This is a genomic window from Escherichia albertii NBRC 107761 = DSM 17582 (assembly GCF_000759775.1).
GTDB classification, from domain to species: Bacteria; Pseudomonadota; Gammaproteobacteria; order Enterobacterales; family Enterobacteriaceae; genus Escherichia; species Escherichia albertii.
Window position 1 is genome coordinate 1 of record NZ_BBMY01000087.1, and the last position, 20,798, is coordinate 20,798.

General features: G+C 50.4%; 19 protein-coding genes and 2 pseudogenes. 7 read left to right on the plus strand and 14 right to left on the minus strand.

The window, feature by feature from the left end; genetic code table 11:
- Nucleotides 1-408 precede the first annotated feature (408 nt).
- From EA14781_RS14985 to EA14781_RS14995, 3 genes are all read left to right on the plus strand, one after another.
- Complete coding sequence (locus EA14781_RS14985; protein WP_002460384.1) at nt 409-1,593, plus strand: sugar efflux transporter; 1,185 nt, start codon at nt 409-411, stop codon at nt 1,591-1,593.
- A 289-nt stretch (nt 1,594-1,882) separates the two neighbouring features.
- On the plus strand, nt 1,883-2,785 hold the full coding sequence (locus EA14781_RS14990) for a carboxylate/amino acid/amine transporter (protein WP_002460386.1): 903 nt from the start codon (nt 1,883-1,885) through the stop codon (nt 2,783-2,785).
- A gap of 221 nt (nt 2,786-3,006) precedes the next feature.
- A complete protein-coding gene (locus EA14781_RS14995; protein ID WP_000839222.1) occupies nt 3,007-3,300 on the plus strand; it encodes a YicS family protein in 294 nt (97 codons plus the stop codon).
- Nucleotides 3,301-3,416: 116 nt separating this feature from the next.
- Here EA14781_RS14995 and EA14781_RS15000 read toward each other — a convergent pair whose 3' ends face one another.
- Together EA14781_RS15000 and adeQ are read right to left on the minus strand one after the other, a co-directional pair.
- Nucleotides 3,417-3,869, minus strand: a complete 453-nt coding sequence (locus EA14781_RS15000) for a DUF1198 domain-containing protein (protein WP_002460389.1) — start codon at nt 3,867-3,869, stop codon at nt 3,417-3,419.
- A 52-nt stretch (nt 3,870-3,921) separates the two neighbouring features.
- Nucleotides 3,922-5,256 (minus strand): adenine permease AdeQ, encoded by a 1,335-nt coding sequence (adeQ, locus tag EA14781_RS15005; RefSeq protein WP_024164673.1) that lies wholly within the window; start codon nt 5,254-5,256, stop codon nt 3,922-3,924.
- A 174-nt stretch (nt 5,257-5,430) separates the two neighbouring features.
- On the opposite strand from adeQ, the gene adeD reads away from it, so the two are divergent.
- Nucleotides 5,431-7,197, plus strand: a complete 1,767-nt coding sequence (gene adeD / locus EA14781_RS15010) for an adenine deaminase (protein WP_001065745.1) — start codon at nt 5,431-5,433, stop codon at nt 7,195-7,197.
- Between the two features lie 47 nt (nt 7,198-7,244).
- Here adeD and uhpT read toward each other — a convergent pair whose 3' ends face one another.
- From uhpT to ivbL, 7 genes are all read right to left on the minus strand, one after another.
- Nucleotides 7,245-8,636, minus strand: a complete 1,392-nt coding sequence (uhpT, locus tag EA14781_RS15015) for a hexose-6-phosphate:phosphate antiporter UhpT (RefSeq protein WP_000879214.1) — start codon at nt 8,634-8,636, stop codon at nt 7,245-7,247.
- A 141-nt stretch (nt 8,637-8,777) separates the two neighbouring features.
- The gene (uhpC, locus tag EA14781_RS15020; RefSeq protein WP_002460393.1) at nt 8,778-10,097 is read right to left on the minus strand and encodes an MFS transporter family glucose-6-phosphate receptor UhpC; all 1,320 of its coding nucleotides are present in this window, start codon (nt 10,095-10,097) and stop codon (nt 8,778-8,780) included.
- Nucleotides 10,098-10,106: 9 nt separating this feature from the next.
- Nucleotides 10,107-11,609 (minus strand): signal transduction histidine-protein kinase/phosphatase UhpB, encoded by a 1,503-nt coding sequence (gene uhpB, locus EA14781_RS15025; RefSeq protein WP_001078756.1) that lies wholly within the window; start codon nt 11,607-11,609, stop codon nt 10,107-10,109.
- A complete protein-coding gene (gene uhpA / locus EA14781_RS15030; protein ID WP_000633660.1) occupies nt 11,609-12,199 on the minus strand; it encodes a response regulator transcription factor UhpA in 591 nt (196 codons plus the stop codon). The genes uhpB and uhpA overlap by 1 nt, the downstream gene beginning before the upstream one ends.
- A 72-nt stretch (nt 12,200-12,271) precedes the next feature.
- The gene (ilvN, locus tag EA14781_RS15035; RefSeq protein WP_001181704.1) at nt 12,272-12,562 is read right to left on the minus strand and encodes an acetolactate synthase small subunit; all 291 of its coding nucleotides are present in this window, start codon (nt 12,560-12,562) and stop codon (nt 12,272-12,274) included.
- 3 nt (nt 12,563-12,565) lie between these two features.
- Nucleotides 12,566-14,254, minus strand: a complete 1,689-nt coding sequence (gene ilvB / locus EA14781_RS15040; protein WP_000168450.1) for an acetolactate synthase large subunit — start codon at nt 14,252-14,254, stop codon at nt 12,566-12,568.
- A 107-nt stretch (nt 14,255-14,361) separates the two neighbouring features.
- Nucleotides 14,362-14,460 carry an ilvB operon leader peptide IvbL gene (gene ivbL / locus EA14781_RS15045; protein ID WP_032275147.1) on the minus strand — a complete coding sequence of 33 codons (99 nt, stop codon included), beginning with the start codon at nt 14,458-14,460 and terminating at the stop codon, nt 14,362-14,364.
- A gap of 401 nt (nt 14,461-14,861) precedes the next feature.
- On the opposite strand from ivbL, the gene emrD reads away from it, so the two are divergent.
- Complete coding sequence (gene emrD, locus EA14781_RS15050) at nt 14,862-16,046, plus strand: multidrug efflux MFS transporter EmrD (RefSeq protein WP_024164674.1); 1,185 nt, start codon at nt 14,862-14,864, stop codon at nt 16,044-16,046.
- Between the two features lie 7 nt (nt 16,047-16,053).
- Here emrD and EA14781_RS15055 read toward each other — a convergent pair.
- The 3 genes and pseudogenes from EA14781_RS15055 to EA14781_RS15065 form a co-directional block, all read right to left on the minus strand.
- A pseudogene (locus tag EA14781_RS15055) lies at nt 16,054-16,540 on the minus strand (radical SAM protein).
- Nucleotides 16,537-16,899 (minus strand): DUF202 domain-containing protein, encoded by a 363-nt coding sequence (locus tag EA14781_RS15060; protein ID WP_001113433.1) that lies wholly within the window; start codon nt 16,897-16,899, stop codon nt 16,537-16,539. The pseudogene EA14781_RS15055 and the gene EA14781_RS15060 overlap by 4 nt, the downstream one beginning before the upstream one ends.
- A complete protein-coding gene (locus EA14781_RS15065; RefSeq protein WP_000703955.1) occupies nt 16,889-17,236 on the minus strand; it encodes a YidH family protein in 348 nt (115 codons plus the stop codon). The genes EA14781_RS15060 and EA14781_RS15065 overlap by 11 nt, the downstream gene beginning before the upstream one ends.
- A 108-nt stretch (nt 17,237-17,344) precedes the next feature.
- Here EA14781_RS15065 and yidI point away from each other — a divergent pair.
- A pseudogene (gene yidI / locus EA14781_RS15070) lies at nt 17,345-17,798 on the plus strand (inner membrane protein YidI).
- Nucleotides 17,799-17,817: 19 nt separating this feature from the next.
- Nucleotides 17,818-18,018, plus strand: coding sequence for an AraC family transcriptional regulator (locus EA14781_RS23470; RefSeq protein WP_085949844.1), 201 nt, complete (start codon nt 17,818-17,820; stop codon nt 18,016-18,018).
- Here EA14781_RS23470 and EA14781_RS15075 read toward each other — a convergent pair.
- Both EA14781_RS15075 and EA14781_RS15080 read right to left on the minus strand, forming a co-directional pair.
- A complete protein-coding gene (locus EA14781_RS15075) occupies nt 18,015-19,337 on the minus strand; it encodes a 6-phospho-alpha-glucosidase (protein WP_000160089.1) in 1,323 nt (440 codons plus the stop codon). The genes EA14781_RS23470 and EA14781_RS15075 overlap by 4 nt on opposite strands.
- Nucleotides 19,337-20,798, minus strand: a 1,462-nt coding sequence (locus EA14781_RS15080) for a PTS sugar transporter subunit IIB (protein ID WP_042335849.1), incomplete at its 5' end; no start/stop codon positions are given. The genes EA14781_RS15075 and EA14781_RS15080, both read right to left, overlap by 1 nt.

Genomic DNA, 20,798 nt, shown 5'->3' on the forward strand with positions numbered 1-20,798 from the left:
GGGCATTATCTGAACATAAAACACTATCAATAAGTTGGAGTCATTACCAGGCGACAGGTCTCTCCAACCAAGTACCAAATTGGTTATTCCTACTAGTAAGATTTCATATTATCTATATAAGAAAATAACCACTGACAACCTGATTGTTATTTCATCATCAAAAATCGCCATTTAAATTATTAATATACACAGCATATAGCAATATATGTGGCATCTGTATCAAATATTCTTAAACATATTCACTTTATATCATTCTTATTTTTGCAATAATCTTAATTGCTGATTATTTTAGGTTGCGGTAGCATAGATTCCGCTAGCGTCAGCATACTTAACAGGCCCTTAATTAGGTTTACGACTTATTGAAATGCGGAATTTCCCGCAATTCTTTTATTGCAGTGATACACAAGCATGCAAAAAACGGCCACAACGCCTTCAAAGATATTAGACATTACGGCAGCAGCATTTTTAATTGTTGCTTTTCTTACAGGGATTGCTGGAGCGCTACAAACACCAACACTCAGTATATTCCTCGCGGATGAATTAAAGGCCCGACCAATTATGGTTGGATTCTTTTTTACCGGCAATGCGATTATGGGGATTCTGGTAAGTCAGTTTTTAGCCAGACACTCCGATAAGCAAGGCAACCGAAAATTATTAATTCTGTTATGCTGCCTGTTTGGCGTGATGGCCTGTACCCTTTTCGCATGGAATCGTAATTATTTCATCCTGTTATCTACAGGCATATTGTTGAGTAGTTTTGCGTCCACTGCTAATCCACAAATGTTTGCTCTCGCCCGTGAACACGCCGATATGAACGGCCGTGAAACGGTGATGTTCAGTACTTTTTTGCGCGCCCAGATATCTCTCGCCTGGGTCATTGGCCCGCCACTCGCCTATGAACTGGCAATGGGATTTAGCTTTAAGGTGATGTATCTCACTGCGGCCATCGCATTTGTTCTCTGCGGCCTGATAGTCTGGCTCTTTCTACCATCAATACAGAAAAGCATTCCTGCTACGCCCCGCCCCGTAGATATGTCCGCGACCTCTCACAGCCGACGAGATACCTGGTTACTTTTCGTGGTTTGTACAATGATGTGGGGTGCTAATAATCTTTACATTATCAATATGCCGTTATTTATTATTGATGAATTACATTTCACCGACAGATTAGCTGGTGAAATGATCGGCATTGCCGCCGGGCTGGAAATTCCGGCAATGCTCATTGCGGGTTACTTTATAAAACGCATTGGAAAGCGTTTTTTAATGCTGATTGCCATCGTAAGCGGTATCTGTTTTTATGCCAGTGTATTGATGGCAACGACCCCTACCGTAGAGCTGGAATTACAAATACTCAATGCAATATTCCTGGGTATTCTCTGCGGTATTGGTATGCTTTACTTTCAGGACCTGATACCCGAAAAAATTGGCTTCGCCACTACACTATATGCCAACACCTCACGCGTGGGCTGGATAATAGCCGGTTCACTCGACGGTATCATGGTCGAAATCTGGAGTTATCATTCCTTGTTCTGGCTGGCGATAGGTATGCTGAGCATCGCAATGATATGTCTGCTGTTTATTAAAGACGCTTAACTGTTTAAAACTAAAACAAGATGCTCCGTCATCAACACTGACAGCGCGCCCTTCCTCATATAGATATGCATTAATAATTGCAGCCACTACAACACCATTCTCTTTTTGCGCGTTATCATGATTTCCTTTACTTCTATGGTCATGACAACTGTTGCTATTTTCAGGATTCGCCAGAACTGGCGTAACCAGAAATGAGATTGATACAACGGAGACAACGCCAGGCCATAGTCGTCAATTTTGCTATTATGTTCGTAAACATAAACGACAAAATTGAATGCAGAGGGGAAAAATGGGTTCCACCAGAAAGGGGATGCTGAACGTTTTGATTGCCGCCGTATTATGGGGGAGTTCCGGTGTCTGCGCACAATACATCATGGAACAAAGCCAGATGTCGTCGCAGTTTCTGACAATGACACGTCTGATATTTGCTGGCTTTATTCTGCTGACGCTCTCATTTTTTCACGGCGATAAAGTCTTCTCGATAGTAAAAAATCATAAAGACGCCATCAGCTTGCTGATTTTTTCCGTGCTTGGTGCGCTGACAGTACAACTGACCTTCTTACTAACCATAGAAAAATCAAATGCGGCTACGGCAACGGTACTACAGTTCCTCTCGCCAACAATTATTGTGGCGTGGTTCTCGCTGGTTCGTAAATCGCGCCCAGGAATTCTGGTATTCGCCGCGATCATGACGTCGCTTATCGGTACTTTTTTGCTGGTGACTCACGGAAATCCCACCTCACTCTCGATTTCTCCCGCAGCACTCTTCTGGGGAATCACCTCGGCTTTTGCTGCTGCGTTCTACACCACTTACCCCTCTACGCTCATTTCTCGCTACGGTACGCTGCCCATCGTCGGCTGGAGTATGTTGATTGGTGGTCTTATCCTGCTTCCTTTTTATGCCAGGCAAGGAACAAACTTTGTGGTTAACGGCAGCTTAATCCTGGCATTTTTCTATCTCGTCGTCATCGGCACATCGCTGACGTTTAGTCTGTATCTGAAAGGTGCACAGTTAATTGGCGGGCCGAAGGCCAGTATATTGAGTTGTGCAGAACCGCTAAGCAGTGCACTACTCTCTTTATTGTTACTCGGCATCACGTTCACCCTACCGGACTGGCTGGGAACGCTGTTGATTCTTTCATCAGTGATATTGATTTCAATGGACTCCCGCCGTCGCACCAGAAAAATATAGGCGTCTGGTACGATATCATCGCCTGTTAGCAACCCGGTTGCGTCATCGCTTCCGGGTCTGACGTTAGGCTTATAATTAATATTTTCACATCCCATCTGTATTCGGCCTGAACTGGCACTTCTTGCTGAACGCATAAGATACGTTTAGCACAAGCTAATGATAGCGGAGGAATTTGACTACACTTACGCTTTATACGACCTATATCTACAGAGGCTGAAGCCATGAAATCACTGACACTCTTTTTTATCGCCATTTGCCTCATTCTCCCCACCATTGTGCAGGCGGAGTCACCGTTCAGTTCGCTACAGTCGGCAAAAGAAAAAAAAGTCGTATTGCAGGATTTACGCAAACTTTGTACCCCGGAGGCATCATTATCTGACGATGCATGGGAAAAAATGATGCTATCCGATAAAAATAATCAACAACATATACGTGAAGCCATCGTAGCAATGGAGAGAAATAATCAGAATAATTACTGGGAAGCGCTAGGAAAAGTAGAGTGCCCGGATATGTAATTACGTGACATTATCCAGCGTATCGCCGCCGATTTATTCGATATATTCACTCATGATGCAACCCCAGGTATGTTTCAAGAGGCCCCCCCGCCAGCATTGCATCAGGCAAAACAGCTTTAATGTAGCCAGTAAACGCCCTCTGCTGGCTGAAATAATGCGTTATAGCGCATCTGGAAAGCATTAATGTCCTGCATTTCAGGCTCTATTTCTCGCAGAAAGCCCAGCGCCAGACGTACCTGCGCATCAGAAATCGGCGCGGCGAGGCGGGCTTTTTGCAAAATCCGATGCCACTGCTGTAGGTTCTGTTCACTACCATCAACAATCACAATTTGCCAGATGAGTAGCACCTGCGCAGCGTTTTGCAGGTGCGATTCATCAGGGCGATGCAGATAACGTAAAAATTCATCGCCCGCTGACTTTCCCATCTGATCGATCATCGATTCAACGGGCACAACATCGATATTCAGCCGCTCGCTCAGTCGACGAATCGCTTTTCGGGCACCGGATGTCAACACCCGAAAACCAACCACAAATACCACCGCCAGAGTGGCGAATATTATCCAGATCATGAGTTCTCCTGCGTAACCGACACTCATGATATCTGGAAATTCTTGTCAGATACTAATCCACCAGGATGATTTTCAGCGCAAACAGCGCCGCCACCACTACCACACACAGGTTCAGCTCACGCCAGCGTCCAGTGCACACTTTCATAATGCAGTACGACATAAAGCCCAGCGCAATACCTTCCGTGATCGAGAAAGTAAAAGGCATCATCACCGTAGTAATAAATGCCGGTACTGATTCGGTAAAATCATCCCAGTTAACACGTGCCAGGCTTGAAGTCATTAACACGCCAACGAAGATTAACGCCCCGGCGGTTGCATAAGGGGGAACCATCGCCACCAGCGGCGAGAAGAACATAACCAGCAGGAACATAACGCCAACAACCACAGCAGTCAGCCCTGTGCGACCGCCTACCGCCACGCCGGAAGTACTTTCAATGTAGGCCGTCACCGATGAAGTTCCAATAAACGCCCCGGCAACCGAACTGATGCTATCAACATACAGCGCCTTATTCATATTGGGGAATTTACCGTTACTATCTATTAAGCCAGCTTTATCAGTTACGCCAATTAATGTCCCTGATGAATCAAATAGGTTGATCAACATAAAGGAGAAAATAATACCGGCAAGCTCAAGCGATAATGCGCCACTTAAATCAACTTCACCAATAACACCGCTAATATCGGGTGGAATGGAATAGACACCACTGAAATGAACATCGCCAAAAAATAATCCGCAGCAGGAAGTCACCACGATAGAAACCAGTACCGCCGCATGAAAATTACGAGATGACAACACAGTTATAATAAAAAAGCCTAAAATGCCTAACAACACGCCATGTGAACTTAAATCGCCAATCATCACCAGCGTGTCTTTATTAGCGACAATAACCCCCGTATTTTTTAATCCCATTAAGGCAATAAATAATCCGATTCCGCTGGTGATGCCAATACGTAGACTTAACGGAATGTTGGAGATCATCCAGTACCGGATACGAAAAAGGGTCAGCAAAAACAGCCCGATTGCGCCCCAAAATATGGCGCCCATCCCGGTCTGCCAGGAGATCCCCATCGCCCCGACCACGACAAACGCGAAGAAGGCGTTCAGCCCCATCGCGGGTGCCAACGCCACGGGTAAGTTAGCAAATATCCCCATCGCAATACTGCCAATTCCCGCAATCAAACAGGTTGTAACGAACACCACTTTAGGGTCCATTTGCGCTGCACCAAGAATTTGCGGGTTAACAAAAACGATGTACACCATGGTTAAAAAGGTGGTCATACCCGCAATCAATTCTGTACGTACAGTTGTTCCATGCTGAGGAAGTTTAAATAATCGCGAAAGCGTCCCTGATTCATTACTCACATAATCGGTATTGTCATTATTCATTTTTTTGTCCATTGGAGGAGATTTAATCCCTTGCTTTTGTAAAGCAAATGACAACAACGGTTCAGTGATAATTATAACATTTCAATTGCAGATTAATGGATATTCTTTAATAATCTCGCGACGTTTCTTTATGATAAATAATAATCAAATTGATAAAATCAAAATGAGAAAAATATGAATAACTCTATTAACTATAAATTTCATCACATTAGCAGAGCTGAATACCAGGAATTGTTAGCCGTTTCCCGTGGCGAAGCCGTTGCCGATTATATTATTGATAATGTTTCTGTTCTGGATCTGAACAATGGTGGAGAAATTTCCGGCCCTATTGTGATTAAAGGACGTTACATTGCCGGTATTGGCGCAGAATACGCCGATGCCCCAGCCCGGCACCGAATTGATGCGTGCGGCGCAACGGCGGTACCCGGATTTATCGATGCGCATCTACATATTGAATCCAGCATGATGACCCCCGTCACCTTTGAAACCGCCACACTACCGCGCGGCCTGACGACCGTCATTTGCGATCCTCATGAAATCGTCAACGTCATGGGCGAAGCTGGGTTTGCCTGGTTTGCTCGCTGTGCGGAACAAGCAAAGCAGAATCAATATTTACAGGTCAGCTCTTGCGTCCCTGCACTGGAAGGCTGCGATGTTAACGGCGCCAGTTTTACCCTCAAGCAAATGGTCGCCTGGCGAGATCATCCGCAAGTAACTGGTCTGGCGGAAATGATGGACTACCCAGGTGTGATCAGCGGTCAGGATTCGCTGCTCGATAAACTGGACGCATTTCGCCATCTGACGCTGGACGGTCACTGTCCCGGTTTAGGCGGTAAAGAACTTAACGCCTATATTGCCGCCGGAATCGAAAACGACCACGAAAGTTATCTGCTGGAAGAAGGTCGCCGAAAATTACAACTCGGCATGTCGTTAATGATCCGCGAAGGCTCCGCTGCCCGTAATCTCAACGCGCTGGCGCCGTTGATCAATGAATTTAACAGCCCGCAATGCATGCTCTGCACCGATGACCGTAACCCGTGGGAAATTGCCCACGAAGGCCATATCGACGCCTTAATTCGTCGCCTGATCGAACAGCACAATGTGCCGTTGCATGTGGCATATCGCGTAGCCAGTTGGTCGACGGCGCGTCATTTTGGTCTGAATCATCTTGGTTTACTGGCTCCCGGAAAACAGGCCGATATTGTCCTGTTAAGCGACGCACGTAAGGTTACAGTGCAACAGGTACTGGTGAAAGGCGAACCGATTGACGCGCAAACCTTGCAGGCGGAAGAACCAGCAAGACTGGCGCAATCCGCCCCGCCGTACGGCAATACCATTGTCCGTCAGCCGGTTTCCGCCAGCGACTTTGCCCTGCAATTTACTCCCGGAAAACGCTATCGGGTCATTGACGTTATCCATAACGAACTGATTACGCACTCTCACTCCTGCGTCTACAGCGAAAACGGTTTTGATCGCGATGATGTCTGTTTTATCGCCGTACTTGAGCGTTACGGTCAGCGGCTGGCCCCGGCCTGTGGTTTGCTCGGCGGCTTTGGCCTGAACGAAGGCGCGCTGGCTGCAACGGTCAGCCATGACAGCCACAATATTGTGGTGATCGGTCACAGCGCGGAAGAGATGGCGATGGCGGTAAATCAAGTGATTCAGGATGGCGGCGGGTTGTGCGTAGTACATAACGGTCAGGTCCAGAGTCATCTCCCGCTCCCCATTGCCGGGCTAATGAGCACCGACACGGCGCAGTCGCTGGCGGAGCAAATTGACGCATTGAAAGTCGCCGCCCGTAAATGTGGACCGTTACCGGATGAACCGTTCATTCAGATGGCATTTCTCTCCCTGCCCGTGATCCCGGCGCTGAAACTCACCAGTCAGGGTCTGTTTGATGGCGAAAAGTTTGCTTTTACCACACTGGAAATCGCGGAATAAGTAAAAAAAAGCCCGGCGCAAGGCCGGGCAAAAGTCACCAGTTACGTTTATGCCACTGTCAACTGCTGAACCTTTTTCTCACGGCGAATTTTACGTTCTTCCATGACCGCTACCATCGCCATCAGGCAGATACAACCAATTGCGGCAGTATCCAGCGCGGCGAAAGTACCGGCCCAACCAGTGAGACCAAATACTGGCGTGCCATCGGCAATCATTCCCAGACCTAATTTTGCAAAGCTGTCGCCAATCAGATAAGCGAAAGTGCCTTTGATCCCGTCAGCCGCGCCGATCGCTTTTTTCGGAACAAAGCCGACTGCCGCTACGCCAATCAACAATTGTGGACCAAAGACCAGGAAACCTAATGCGAAGAGAGAAGCCAGATAGACATACTGGTTGCTGGCGTGCTGATAGACACCGAGTGTGGCGATAATCAGCCCCAGCGCAATACAAGCCACCAGCGCGCGACGGCCATTCGCCAGGTCAGAGAGCCAGCCCCACAACAGCGTGCCAACCAGCGCGCCTGCTTCAAACAGCGTAAAACCCTGAATCGCTACTTCTTTAGAAAGTTTTAGCTCCTGAAAAGCGTACACGGTTGACCACTGATCGATACCAATGCGCACCACGTACAGGAAGATGTTGGCGAAGCACAGCAGCCAGATCACTTTGTTTTTCAGCACATATTCGACAAAGATCTGCCACTTGGTCATATCCGTGGATTCCGTCTCTTTGTCCTCTTCGCTGATCTCTTCACCAAACAGTTCTTCAGCTTTACCGAGACCATAAGATTCCGGGGAGTCACTGCCATAACGCAGGCCGATAAAACCGACAATCAACGCGATAATCGATGGAAAGATAAACATCCCGATGACGTGACCATCGAACAGATAATTCGCCCCGAACAACGCTACGCCTGCCGCGCCTGCACCGCCGAGATTATGTGAAATATTCCAGAAACCGAGGAAAGTCCCACGCTTACGACGCGGCGTCCATTTGGTGATGGTGGAATAACTACACGAACCACCGGTACTCTGGAAAAAACCGCTTAAGGCGTAGAAGGTAATCATCAGGAACAGGCTTACCGAACCGCTACCCATACTGGCGCTAAAGCCCAACATACAAATGGCGGAGAGGATCAGCATAAACGGCAGGAACTGTTTGGTATTTTTGCCGTCGGCGTAATAGGAAACCAGTGTTTTACCCACGCCATAAGTGATGGAGAAACCCAGGCCAATCATCCCCAGTTGCGTCATGCTCAGCCCGTAGGTGGAGATCATGTCGTTCTGGGCGATGTTAAAGTTCTTGCGAATCAGGTACATCGTCAGGTAGCCGATAAAGACCACCAGGTAGGATTGCATGAACGGTTTGAACCACATTTTGCGCCGCACTTCGACAGGAAGGTCCAGTGTCGGCTTGCGCACTTGATTAAGGAAGGCCAGCATGGCGGGGTTGCTCCTGAAATGAATACCTGAGTAAGGTATTCATTGTAAAAATCAGCAGCAAAGCAGGCCTGGGATAGTGTCCAGGCAAAACCTGGAAAATTTCTTAGTTTTGCCGAATATGAGGTAAAAAAGTGAGATGCATCACGCTTCGCGTGGTGTCTGAGCGTTCAAAAAGGGCAGTAACAGCAGCGCTGAAATCCCGGCGGCGATAGCAATGACCACAAAAAAACCACTCCAGTGCCAGGTATCAAGCACTTTCGCCAGCGGCCAACCGGCAAGCGATGCCCCCAGATACGCAAACAAACCGACAAATCCCGTCGCCGCACCTGCCGCCTCTTTGTGAGAACACTCTGCCGCCGCCATGCCGATTAACATTTGTGGGCCAAAAACAAAAAAGCCGATAGTAAAAAAACAAGTCGCCTGCATCACGTAACTGGCAAACGGCATTAACCACAGCGAGCCGACTGACAGCAAAATCCCGGCGGCGAAAATTAAATTCATCGGCCCGCGGTTGCCGTTAAACAGTTTATCCGAGCCCCAACCGGCGACCAGCGCACCGATAAATCCGCCCAGCTCAAACATCGTCACTGCGGTATTCGCCGTCACCAGATCAACCCCCAGCGTCTCGGACATATACAGGTTGCCCCAGTCGTTGATCGCCGCACGAACCACGTAAACCAGCACATAGCAGAAGGAAAGTAGCCAAATGTACGGGTTAAGCAACACATATTTAGTGAGGATTTCCTTACGCGTCAATCCTGCCCCTTCTTGTTGCTGAGCCATTTCCAGCGTATCGTGCCGCCAGTCGCCAATTGCGGGTAACCCCAGCGACTGTGGACGATCGCGCAATCGCCAACAGAGAAAAATTCCCACCACAATGGCCATCCAACCAGCAATCATCATCCCGACACGCCAGCCGTAATGCAGTGCGGATGCGGCCATAATAATAGGGATCAACGCTCCCCCGACGTTATGCGCCGTGTTCCATAACGCCCACCAGCCGCCGCGCTCGGTACGCGAATACCAGGCGGTTAACAGACGGGCGCACACTGGGGAACCCCAGCCCTGGAAGAATGCGTTCAACACCCAGAGAACGGCAAACGTCCACAGAGAAGTGGAAAAACCAAACAGAATATTAATGATGCCAGTAGCGATAAGGCCGATCCCCATAAAATAACGGGCATTTGATCGGTCGCTAACGATGCCGGAAACAAACTTCGACAAACCATAGGTCACATAAAAAAGCGTCGCTAACAGGCCAATATCGCTACGGCTTAGTACGCCGCTGGCAAGGATTTCCGGCACGGCGGAGTTGAAACTCTTGCGGGTAAAGTAAAATAGCGCATAGCCCAGCCAGATGGTCAGCAGAATATGTCGACGCCAGTAGCGGTAACGAACATCAATTTCATGTTTATCGCTAATCTGCGGCGCATCGGCAGGCGCTTTCAGAAACTGCAACATCATTAAGCCTTACACATAACGTTGGGGTAAAGAAACACTGACGCGTGTACCGTGCAGACAGGAAATCGTCAACGTGCCGCCCAGTGCCGTTACCCGCTCACGCATTCCGGTAAGACCGAATCCCTGTTGCTCGAATCCCGGCGGCAGGCCGCTGCCATCGTCTTCAATCACCAGCATTAACCGTTCACCCTGCTGCCAACCTTGCAACGTGACCGCACTGGCATCGGCATGTTTCACAATGTTATTCAGCCCTTCCTGGCAAACGCGAAACAGCGTCACGCGCTGATTTTCGCTTAACGCTGATTCATCAATCCGCCATTCAAGATGGCTGACAATACCACGGCCTTCCAGCTCCATTTCTCTCATCAACGAACGGATAGCCTGCTCCAGCGTAAGATCGTCCAACTGGCGCGGACGTAACCGTCCTAACAAACGGCGTACCGCATCGTAAACCCCCAGCGACAGTTGTTCGATCAACTGTCCACTCTGTTTCACACTGGCGTTATCCGCCGCCAGTCGCTGGACAATACCCGCCTGGGTACGAATAGCAGTAATGGTCTGACCGATATCATCATGCAGTTCACGCGCCACATCGCGACGCACGCTCTCTTCGGTTTCCAGGAGTCGCTCAGCCAAATGCTGATTACGCGCCAGTTCGTTTTGCAACGACTGATTAAGTTCACGCAGGCGCTGGATACCTGCGCCAAGCAATAATCCGGTCAAACTTTGCACCAACAACGAGAGCAATAAATCTACCGGGTGATCGTGCCAGGTCTGGCTGGCAATCAGCGCAATGGCGTTCATCAACGTCGCAATCAACGCGCCCTGCCAGCCATAGTGCCAGGCCAGAGCAATAATCGGCAATGCCAGACAGAATGGCGTAAAGCGCGACAGTTCGTTCGGCAGCCCCAGTTGGAGCCACAGACTGATGACAAACAGCAGCAAATACCAGATCAGATGCCGACCGCGCCAGTTGATCGGCTGGGAAACCAATGAAGGACCGAGCGGCAACCAGGTATTACTGGCGAGATAATGCCAGAACACCAGGCAAATGGGGGCCAGCGTCAGGCCACCAGTTAACGTTAGCAACAGCGCGTTCCACGACTCTTTCCCGTGCCAAATCCAGGGTAGAGACTGTAACAATGCCGCCGCCGTCAGCGCAGCACCTTGTAACAGCAAGGTGCGCCAGTCACGCTGATGCCGATAGCGGGAGATCAACGCCACAGGCAACAACGTCAGCACACTACCAATCATTAAAAAGGGGAAATGGGTTAACCCTACTGTCTGCGCCAACCAGTAAATCAGCAACCATTCCGCCCCCAGCAACACAGACCAGTAACCACGCGGGCATTGCAGCATCAACCCCAACCGCAAACCAAACGGGAACAGTAAAACAGCCAACTCAGGCCGCTCAACCAGATGCAGGCAGATACTCCACAGACAAAACCACGCGGCAGAGAAGATAAAAAAGCAGGCAATAATAGTCATTAAACGGGAAAAAAACCTGTTCATCACCAACCATCAAACATGCGGCGCGCCAGTTCAACGTCGTTACTGACGCCCAGTTTTTCCATCAGATTGGCACGATGCACGTGCACAGTTTTCGGTGATAAGCCAAGTTCAGCGGCAATCTCTTTTACCGCCATTCCTTGCGCCAGTTTTTCCGCTACCTGGCGTTCACGTTTAGTCAGAGGGTCCTGGCGACCGGATGCCAGTTTAACGGCGATATCCGGTGTCAGGTAACACCCACCAGCAGCAACCGTATGCACAGCGGCGATCAACTCATCTGGGCTACAGCGTTTAGAGAGAAAACCGCGCGCACCCGCATTAAGCGCCTGTTCTACCAGTGCCGGGCTATCGTGGACAGAAAGCATGATCGTCGCCATGCCTTTCGGGAGATGACTTAACAACGCCAGACCAGAGATATCCGGCATCGAGATATCGCAAATGCACACCTGGACGCCACGCCCCGGTAACCCAGCCAGCGCCTCGCGCCCCGAACCAAACTCGGCAACTACCTGTAAATCAGGTTCCAGCCCCAGCAACTGCGCAAAGCCGGAGCGGACGATAAGGTGATCGTCTATAAGGGCAACGGTGATCATGGTCTTGTCCTGACGGGTAAAAAAACGCGCTTACCTTAACGATAAGCGCGCCGCTGTTCAAGCCTTGAGCGGTTACTGAAAAAACACCGCAATCTTGTTAAACATCGTCGGATCGGACTGATTACGCTGCACTTTCACCACATCCTCCAGTTTGTCTATCTGGCTTATCATTTGTTCCAGTCGCTGATCGTCATTGACCAGTAGCCAGATGTGGCTTTTGTCGCTGTCCAGGATCGGCAGGCAGAGAATACCCTCAACGTTAAAAGCGCGGCGGGCAAAAAGCCCACAAACGTGGGTCATTACACCCGGATGGTTGCGAACTGTGAGTTCGAGAATCACGTTGTCATGAGTTGTGTTTTGCATGGCTTATTCCCCCACCATTTCAGTATTCGCCGCGCCAGGCGGCACCATTGGGTAAACTTTTTCTTCGGCATCAATGCGTACGTGGATCAACGCCGGCCCCGGACGATTGATAATCTCCTGCAACGCGGCCTGTGGATCGGTTTCATTATTTAAATCACAGGTTTCAAGGCCAAATCCGGCAGCAATTTGCATAAAGTTGATTTTTCCCGGATAGGTGGCGGCAAAAACGCCCTGCTTGTAAAACAGACTCTGTTGCTGATGCACCAGCCCCAACGCTTCGTTATTCATCAGAATGATTTTGACATCCAGCTGGTTTTCGCTGGCGGTCGCCATCTCCTGAATATTCATCATCAGGCTGCCGTCGCCGGAGAAACACAACACTTTGCGATCCGGGTTCGCCAGCGCCGCGCCAATCGCGGCAGGAAGGCCAAACCCCATCGTTCCCAGCCCGCCGGAGGTCAGCCACTGACGCGGACGATTGAGCGGATAGGCCTGCGCCGTCCACATTTGATGCTGACCCACGTCGGTGGTGATAATCGCATTGTCATCGACACAGGCGGCAACAGCGTTAATCAGTCCGTAATGGCTTAACGGATCGCACGCTTTCGGGATTGGACACGGAAATTCGCGCTGCAAATCCGCTACCGACTGGTGCCAATCTGCACGCGGCTGCGCTTCCACCAGCGGGATCAGCTGCGCCAGCACCTCATCGACATCCGCCTGAATTGCCACATGTGGTTGCTTGATTTTGCCCAGCTCTGCGCGGTCAATATCGACATGAATAATTTTGGCGCGCGGACAGAACTCCTCTGTTTTGCCAATCGCCCGGTCATCAAAACGCGCACCAAGAACAATCAGCAGATCCGCCTCCTGCAAAATATAGTTGGTGCTGCGCACGCCGTGCATCCCCAACATACCCAACGACAGCGGATGTGCTTTTGGCAACATACCCAACGCCATCAAAGTCATGGTCGTCGGCAGTTGCGCTTTTTCCGCCAGTTCACGCACCCGTACAGGCGCATTAATAACACCACCGCCCAGATAAAGCACCGGGCGTTTGGCGGCATTAATCATCGCTGCCGCTTCACGAATACTTTCTTCGCTAAAGACTGGCGGGACGGCTTTTTCTACTGGGGCGGACAATTCTTCAATTTCAAATACTGCCGTCTGCACATCCTTAGGAATGTCTATCCACACCGGGCCAGAGCGGCCTGATTGTGCAATGCGGAAGGCATCGCTCATGACCTGCGGGAGTTCTTCGATATGTCTGACCAGATAGTTGTGTTTGGTGATGGGGATAGAGATGCCGTAGGTGTCCACTTCCTGGAAGGCGTCAGTGCCGATCATCGAGGCGGGAACCTGACCAGTGATGCAAATCAGCGGGATGGAATCCAGCCGCGCGTCGGCAATTGCAGTCACCAGATTTGTCGCGCCTGGCCCGCTACAGGCCATACAGACCGCCGGTTTGCCGTCGGTGCGCGCCATTCCCTGGGCGATGAATCCCGCCCCCTGTTCGTGACGCGCCAGAATATGGCGGATTTGCCTACTTTGGCTTAAGGCGTCGTAAACAGGGAGGATCGAACCGCCAGGAATCCCCGTCACAATCTTAATACCCTGTTGTTCCAGGAAGTGAACGATAAACTCTGCGCCGGTAAAGCGCTTACGTGTCGATGTCGTGCCCGAACTTGCCATGCTCCAGTCCTTTTCTTCTGGGCCGACGCTCCGGGAGGGGGACTGAAACGAAAAACCCCGCCCGGTTTACGCCGGCGGGGTTTTGGAATCGTGTGTTGTTCCAGTCCCTACGGCGCACTGCCGACGACCACCACCACACGCACGACAACCACTGCGGCGGATGGCGCAGTAGGTAGTAGTTTTGCGTTCAGCATGGAAGGAGTCATTGGGGACCTTGTCTGTTTTGTGTTTAACAATATTTATACAAGCATAGCTTTACAGGGGAGACAATGGAAAATTTTTCATCAGGACAAAAATACGTAACAGATCACACTTTGAACTGAAACTCAGGCAATAAAGAATCGTCATCTGAAGAAGCGCTCAGATTGTTGACAGAGTGCGTCTTATTCATGCCAAATTCGGCATAAGTACCTTACCCGACTAACCGTACCCTCGCTGCTTCCGGCAACATTTATTGCCGCTTTTGTTTACATATTCTGCCGTTTTGCTTTTAGCCATTCCTGACACATATCTGGCTAACATTCATCAATGTGATAGATTCCTCTCCCGCATTTATGGGAATGCATAGCAACTTATTCTAATTATTTTTATAAAAGCATCCGTGATAATGAAAAGGCATAGAAACGTCAATTTGTTATTGATGTTGGTATTACTCGTGGCCGTCGGTCAGATGGCGCAAACCATTTATATTCCTGCAATTGCTGATATGGCGCGCGATCTCAACGTCCGCGAAGGCGCGGTCCAGAGCGTGATGGGCGCTTATCTGCTGACCTACGGTGTCTCACAACTGTTTTACGGTCCGATTTCCGACAGAGTCGGTCGTCGCCCGGTGATCCTCGTCGGGATGTCCATTTTTATGCTGGCTACGCTAATTGCAGTCACCACCTCCAGCCTGACGGTGCTGATTGCCGCCAGCGCGATGCAGGGGATGGGAACCGGCGTCGGTGGTGTAATGGCGCGTACGCTGCCGCGTGATTTGTATGAACGGACACAATTGCGCCACGCTAATAGTTTGTTAAATATGGGAATTCTCGTCAGTCCGTTGCTTGCACCGTTGATCGGCGGTCTGCTGGATACCATGTGGAACTGGCGTGCCTGCTATCTTTTTTTGCTGGTGCTCTGTGCGGGTGTAACGTTCAGTATGGCACGCTGGATGCCGGAAACGCGCCCTGCTGACGCGCCGCGTACGCGACTGCTTACCAGTTATAAAACCCTTTTCGGCAATGGCGGTTTTAACTGTTATTTGTTAATGCTGATTGGCGGCCTGGCCGGAATCGCCGCTTTCGAAGCCTGCTCCGGGGTTTTGATGGGCGCGGTGTTAGGGCTGAGCAGCATGACGGTCAGTATTTTGTTTATTCTGCCGATCCCGGCAGCATTCTTCGGCGCATGGTTTGCCGGACGTCCGAATAAACGCTTCTCGACGTTGATGTGGCAGTCGGTTATCTGCTGTCTGCTGGCTGGGTTGATGATGTGGATCCCCGGCTGGTTCGGCATTATGAATGTCTGGACGCTGCTCGTTCCCGCAGCACTTTTCTTTTTTGGTGCCGGGATGCTGTTTCCGCTGGCGACCAGCGGCGCGATGGAGCCATTCCCCTTCCTGGCTGGCACCGCCGGCGCGCTGGTCGGCGGCCTGCAAAATATCGGTTCCGGCGTACTGGCCTCGCTCTCTGCAATGCTGCCACAAACCGGCCAGGGAAGCCTGGGGTTGCTGATGACCTTGATGGGATTATTAATTGTGCTGTGCTGGCTGCCGCTGGCGACGCGGATATCTCACCAGGGGCAGGCCGTTTAAGTTCACATCAGCGCAGCATCGTCATCAACTCCATGGGTGAACGATGCTGCTTTATCAAATCGCGCATTACCCGCATGTGTGGCGCAGTGTAGGAGTAAAACGCTTTATAGCCAGCGCAAAGCACTTTGTCCGGCTGATGCTCTCGGGCATACGGACATAAACGATGCCAGTCACACCCCTGGCAATCCTTCCATGGTTGCGGGTTTTCACTTTTGTAATGTGACGTCAAAAAGTTCGATTGATATACGACTGATATCTGCACGCGCCCAACACTCGAACAGTGTGATTAAAAATCGCCCCCACAGCTCCGCTGTTACCGAAGCAGCCGTCAGCTCGCCCCGGTCATCAAATTCAATATGGGGGATAAGTTGCACGGAGCGAATGCCCCGCAGTTTGAAATCCTGATAAAAATCGGCAGGTTGCAGAGTATCTTTATGCTCTACAACCAGTTGGTGCCAGTCCTCTTCAGCATTCATGACCAGACTTCCTGTCATGCGACTCTCTCAATAAATACGATAAGTTGATGTACATGCGTTACAGCAAACAGTATTGCGAGAGATAACACCGCGAGAGAGATCATAAATTTGTCACGGACTACGCGAAATTGGGAAAAATCGCTATTTGTGACATCCATTAAATTGCGATTACGGGTGTAGTGCCAGAGGATCAGCGCCACGATGGCGAGGATGCCTATCGAAATCCAGAATAACATGCCGGCCTGGTGCCAATTATGTTTGATAGCCAACGCCATCAACGCGCCGTAGCCCAGCATGGTACGAAACCACGCCAGCGATGTGCGCTCCGGTTGAAGCCCGGGATCAGCAATCCGCCTGGCTTTGCGACTATCCGGCATACAGCACCAGTCCCATAACGATCACCGCCACGATCATCAATATTAAGCTGATGATTAATAAGCTGTTGGTATAGGGCAGATCTTCTTTCAAACGCATCGCTTTTTCATTGCGTAACCAGCGCAAGTAGCCGTACATCGCTAACCCGCCGGAAAACAAGCACAACAATAATGCCAGCAGTTCACGAATAACGGGCGTGGCGAAATCCGGCGCTAGCTGGTCCAGCCCCACGCCCGCCGCCAGAAACCCAAGCGCAGTACGGATCCATGCGAGAAAGGTACGTTCATTGGCCAGCGAGAAGCGGTAATCGGGCGCTTCACCGAGGCGAGAAATTTTCATTGTGACTCCTTTGCAATTTCACTAACGCTCTGCCTTGTACAGCTATTTTTAAGAATTTCGTCCGCCCCTTTCCTGATAAGCTTTTACCATTCGTTACAAGGAGGTCAGATGGGTATCATAGCGCAAAATAAAATCAGCTCATTGGGTATGCTATTCGGCACCATCGCGCTAATAATGGGCATTATCCACTTTTCATTCGGCCCATTCATTCTCTGCGCCGCCGCCAACGCTGGAAAGCGTCGTTGCGGAAAAAACGGCTGAAATAAAAAGAGGTCTTCTCGCCGGAATTAAAGGTGAAAAAATTACCACGGTAGAGAAAAAAGAGGCGCCGGATGTCGATAAAATCCTCAAGCAAGGCGGCATAGCGCTGGCCATTGCTGCACTACTCTGCGCATTTGTTGGCGGTATGCGTAAAGAAAGTAACTGGAGTATCAGCGGCGCGCTGTTTTTTGGCGGCGGGACACTGGTTTTCCATGCCGTGCTCTTTGGGATCGGTATCGTGTGCGGCATTCTTCTACTACTGCTGATCTTTTCCTTCCTGACCGGAGGATCGCCGATATAAGCAACACGAATAATACCAGCTGAACACCAGCCATCGCCTGGAGCTGGCGTTATCGCTATTAAAGCAACAAGGAAACTCGGTTGGCGAAGTGGCAGATATGCTTAACTTCTTCGACTCCTTCCATTTCAGCAAAGCCTTTAAGCATAAATTTGGTTATGCGCCATCAGCCGTGCTGAAGAATACGGACCAGCATCCAATGGATACCGGTCCGCACAATTAATGCAGTTCAGGCCAATACGCTTTGTTGGCCTCCAGCAACTCATCCAAAATGGCTTTGGCGACTGATGCACTCGGCACGGTTTTTGATAGTGTTATCGCCTGCCACAGGCGTTGATATGAACGCTGTTCCCAGGCATCAACCACCAGTTTTTCCACCGCCACTTGCTGACTCATTAGCCCTTTCTGAAACTGCGGGATGTCGCCGACCACCAGTGGCTCCGGTCCGTTGTGACCAACCAGACAAGGGATCTCCACCATCGCTTCATCATCAAAGTTATGGATAGCCCCGTTGTTCGGCACAATCAGCAGCATCCTCTCCAGGGTGTTGAAGGCGATAGCCGTCGCCAAATCGACGATGTATGACGCATGCTCATCAATTTCCAGACTGGCTGCCGCAGAGTTGCCCGCCTTCGTAATAGCCCGACAAGCGTCGAATACCTGTTTTTCGCGATGTTCCATTACCTCATTCGCACGGGTATGTTCAGGGTTGGAATGCTGAACAACATAATCCGGGAAGAGATAATATTTCAGATAGGTGTTTGGCAACGTATCCGGGTCCAGCGTCTGCACATCTCGCGCTTTAGCATAGGTATCGTTCCAGCTCATTTCGGTATGAGTATCTTTCAGCGGCGGAATATAACCGTGCTTCGAGACATATTGTCGCAACTGCGGCATCAGGTCATTGCCCTGCAAATCCTCAATAGACGTCCACCAGCCAAAGTGATTAAGCCCGTAATAACGCACGCGCATCTGTTTGCGGTCTTTCAGACCAACAATTTGCGCCATCCGACTTTCAATGCCGATTGGCATGTCGCAAATGTTGAGGATTTTCGCATTCGGTCGTAACCGACGCGTCGCTTCAGCCACAATCGCCGCCGGGTTGGAGTAGTTGAGCATCCAGGCATTTGGTGAATATTTTTCCATATAGTCCACCAGTTCCAGGACGCCGCCAATGGACCGCATGCCGTACGCTATTCCGCCGGGTCCGCAGGTCTCCTGACCAACAACGCCGTGGCGCAGCGGGATTTTTTCATCCAGTTCGCGCATCGGGTATTTGCCGACACGAATGTGCGCCATGACAAAATCAACGTCGCTGAACGCTGCTTCAGGATCGGTGGTGTAACTAAACTCAATTTCCGGCGCTTTCTCTTTGAGGATGATTTTGCAGGCCTCGGCAATCACTTCCTGCCGGGCGCCATCGTTATCATAAAATTTCAGTGCACGAAGTGGGAAGCGGTCCTGGTTCGCCAGCAGCATCAACACGATACCGGGCGTAAAGGTGCTTCCTCCACCTGCGACTACCACTGAGAATTTGGTCATTATACGGCCTCCGTAACGGGGATATTTTCTGGCGATTGATGGGAGCTGATTAAGCTATCGAGCTGCTCGCGTAACTGGGAAACATGCAGACCAATGATCACCTGGATAGCATCACCACTACGAAAAACACCGTGCGCCCCCAGTTTTTTAAAGACTTCATCGTCAAGCGTTTGCGTCATGTCATGCAAGGCAATACGCAGGCGCGTCGCACAATTATTGATGCTGGAAATATTGGTTACTCCGCCAAGTGCTTGCAGGATCCCGGCAGCCTGCCCCAGTTTCGCATCTGGCTCAGCAGCCATTGTTTTTCCGCGCGCCGCTTTATATTCCGCTTTTGAGTAGAGCTTCACTTCGGCATCTTCACGTCCCGGCGTACAGAGATTGAAATGGAGGATCAGCGTGCGGAAGACGACGAAATACAGAACGGCAAAGCACAAGCCAACGGCGATTTGGGTCAGCATCATGTCGGCGTGATTGCTGAACATCGGGATCCAGTTTTGCGGCAAGACCTGGTCTATCAGGCCGCCGCCCATATTGCCTACCACGCCAAAGAGATACATCACCGTTGACATCGATGCGGCCAGCACAGCGTGAACGGCAAACAGTAACGGCGAGATAAACAGGAAGGTGAACTCTAACGGTTCGGTAATCCCAACCAGCACAGCGGTTAAGGTTGCGGGTATGAGCAAACCAGCGACCTTCACCCGATTTTCCGGTGCGGCGGTAAAGTACATAGCCAGTGAAATCCCGATGGCGCCAAAGATTTTTGAGTTGCCGTGCAGCGCGAAGCCGCCTTCCGGGAACAGAGATTTCAACGATTCAGTGCTCTGGCTGAACTCTTGTAGATGCTGCGCCCAGTACATCTGAATTCCGCCTTCAACGGCTGCCGGGCCAAAAATAAATGGCCCATAGATAAAGTGGTGTAAACCGGTTGGGATCAAAATACGTTCGAGGAAGGTGTAGATCCACACCCCCAATGCCCCCGCCGAACGCAGGAACGCTTGCAGCGATTCAATGCCCATTTGAACTTTCGGCCAGCCAAGCAGCGTCAACCAGGCGCAAGGAATCATCACCAGGAAGGCGATAATGACCACATACGATGTTCCCTGAAAGATCCCCAGAAAAATCGGCAGTTTTTTATCGAATAAGCGGTTGTGTAGCGCGGTAACAATCCCTGAAATGATAATCGCACCGATAATGCTGGTATCGAGAGTTTTAATTCCCGCCATCATCGTCAGACCGCTTCCTGCAACAGCATCCTGGGTGAAATCGACGCCGAAATAATTTCCCCAGGTCATCCCCATGGCGTTAATGAAATAGTTCCAGGTCAGGAAACTTACCAGTACAGCCAGACAGGCGCGCCCCTGCGCCTGCTTCGCCAAACCGATAGGTAAACTGACCGCAAAAATCAGCGGCATATTGCGAAATACGGTCCAGCCTCCTTCCTCAATAATGTGGGTG

Coding starts and splice junctions, on each gene's coding strand:
- uhpC (WP_002460393.1), bottom strand. CDS start 10,097: ATGTTGCAGTTTCTGAAAGCGCCTGCCGATGCGCCGCAGATTAGCGAT.
- ivbL (WP_032275147.1), bottom strand. CDS start 14,460: ATGACTCCTTCCATGCTGAACGCAAAACTACTACCTACTGCGCCATCC.
- EA14781_RS14990 (WP_002460386.1), top strand. CDS start 1,883: ATGGGTTCCACCAGAAAGGGGATGCTGAACGTTTTGATTGCCGCCGTA.
- EA14781_RS15060 (WP_001113433.1), bottom strand. CDS start 16,899: ATGCCGGATAGTCGCAAAGCCAGGCGGATTGCTGATCCCGGGCTTCAA.
- uhpB (WP_001078756.1), bottom strand. CDS start 11,609: ATGAACAGGTTTTTTTCCCGTTTAATGACTATTATTGCCTGCTTTTTT.
- ilvB (WP_000168450.1), bottom strand. CDS start 14,254: ATGGCAAGTTCGGGCACGACATCGACACGTAAGCGCTTTACCGGCGCA.
- adeQ (WP_024164673.1), bottom strand. CDS start 5,256: ATGAATAATGACAATACCGATTATGTGAGTAATGAATCAGGGACGCTT.
- adeD (WP_001065745.1), top strand. CDS start 5,431: ATGAATAACTCTATTAACTATAAATTTCATCACATTAGCAGAGCTGAA.
- uhpA (WP_000633660.1), bottom strand. CDS start 12,199: ATGATCACCGTTGCCCTTATAGACGATCACCTTATCGTCCGCTCCGGC.
- ilvN (WP_001181704.1), bottom strand. CDS start 12,562: ATGCAAAACACAACTCATGACAACGTGATTCTCGAACTCACAGTTCGC.
- EA14781_RS15075 (WP_000160089.1), bottom strand. CDS start 19,337: ATGACCAAATTCTCAGTGGTAGTCGCAGGTGGAGGAAGCACCTTTACG.
- EA14781_RS14995 (WP_000839222.1), top strand. CDS start 3,007: ATGAAATCACTGACACTCTTTTTTATCGCCATTTGCCTCATTCTCCCC.
- EA14781_RS15000 (WP_002460389.1), bottom strand. CDS start 3,869: ATGATCTGGATAATATTCGCCACTCTGGCGGTGGTATTTGTGGTTGGT.
- uhpT (WP_000879214.1), bottom strand. CDS start 8,636: ATGCTGGCCTTCCTTAATCAAGTGCGCAAGCCGACACTGGACCTTCCT.
- EA14781_RS14985 (WP_002460384.1), top strand. CDS start 409: ATGCAAAAAACGGCCACAACGCCTTCAAAGATATTAGACATTACGGCA.
- emrD (WP_024164674.1), top strand. CDS start 14,862: ATGAAAAGGCATAGAAACGTCAATTTGTTATTGATGTTGGTATTACTC.
- EA14781_RS15065 (WP_000703955.1), bottom strand. CDS start 17,236: ATGAAAATTTCTCGCCTCGGTGAAGCGCCCGATTACCGCTTCTCGCTG.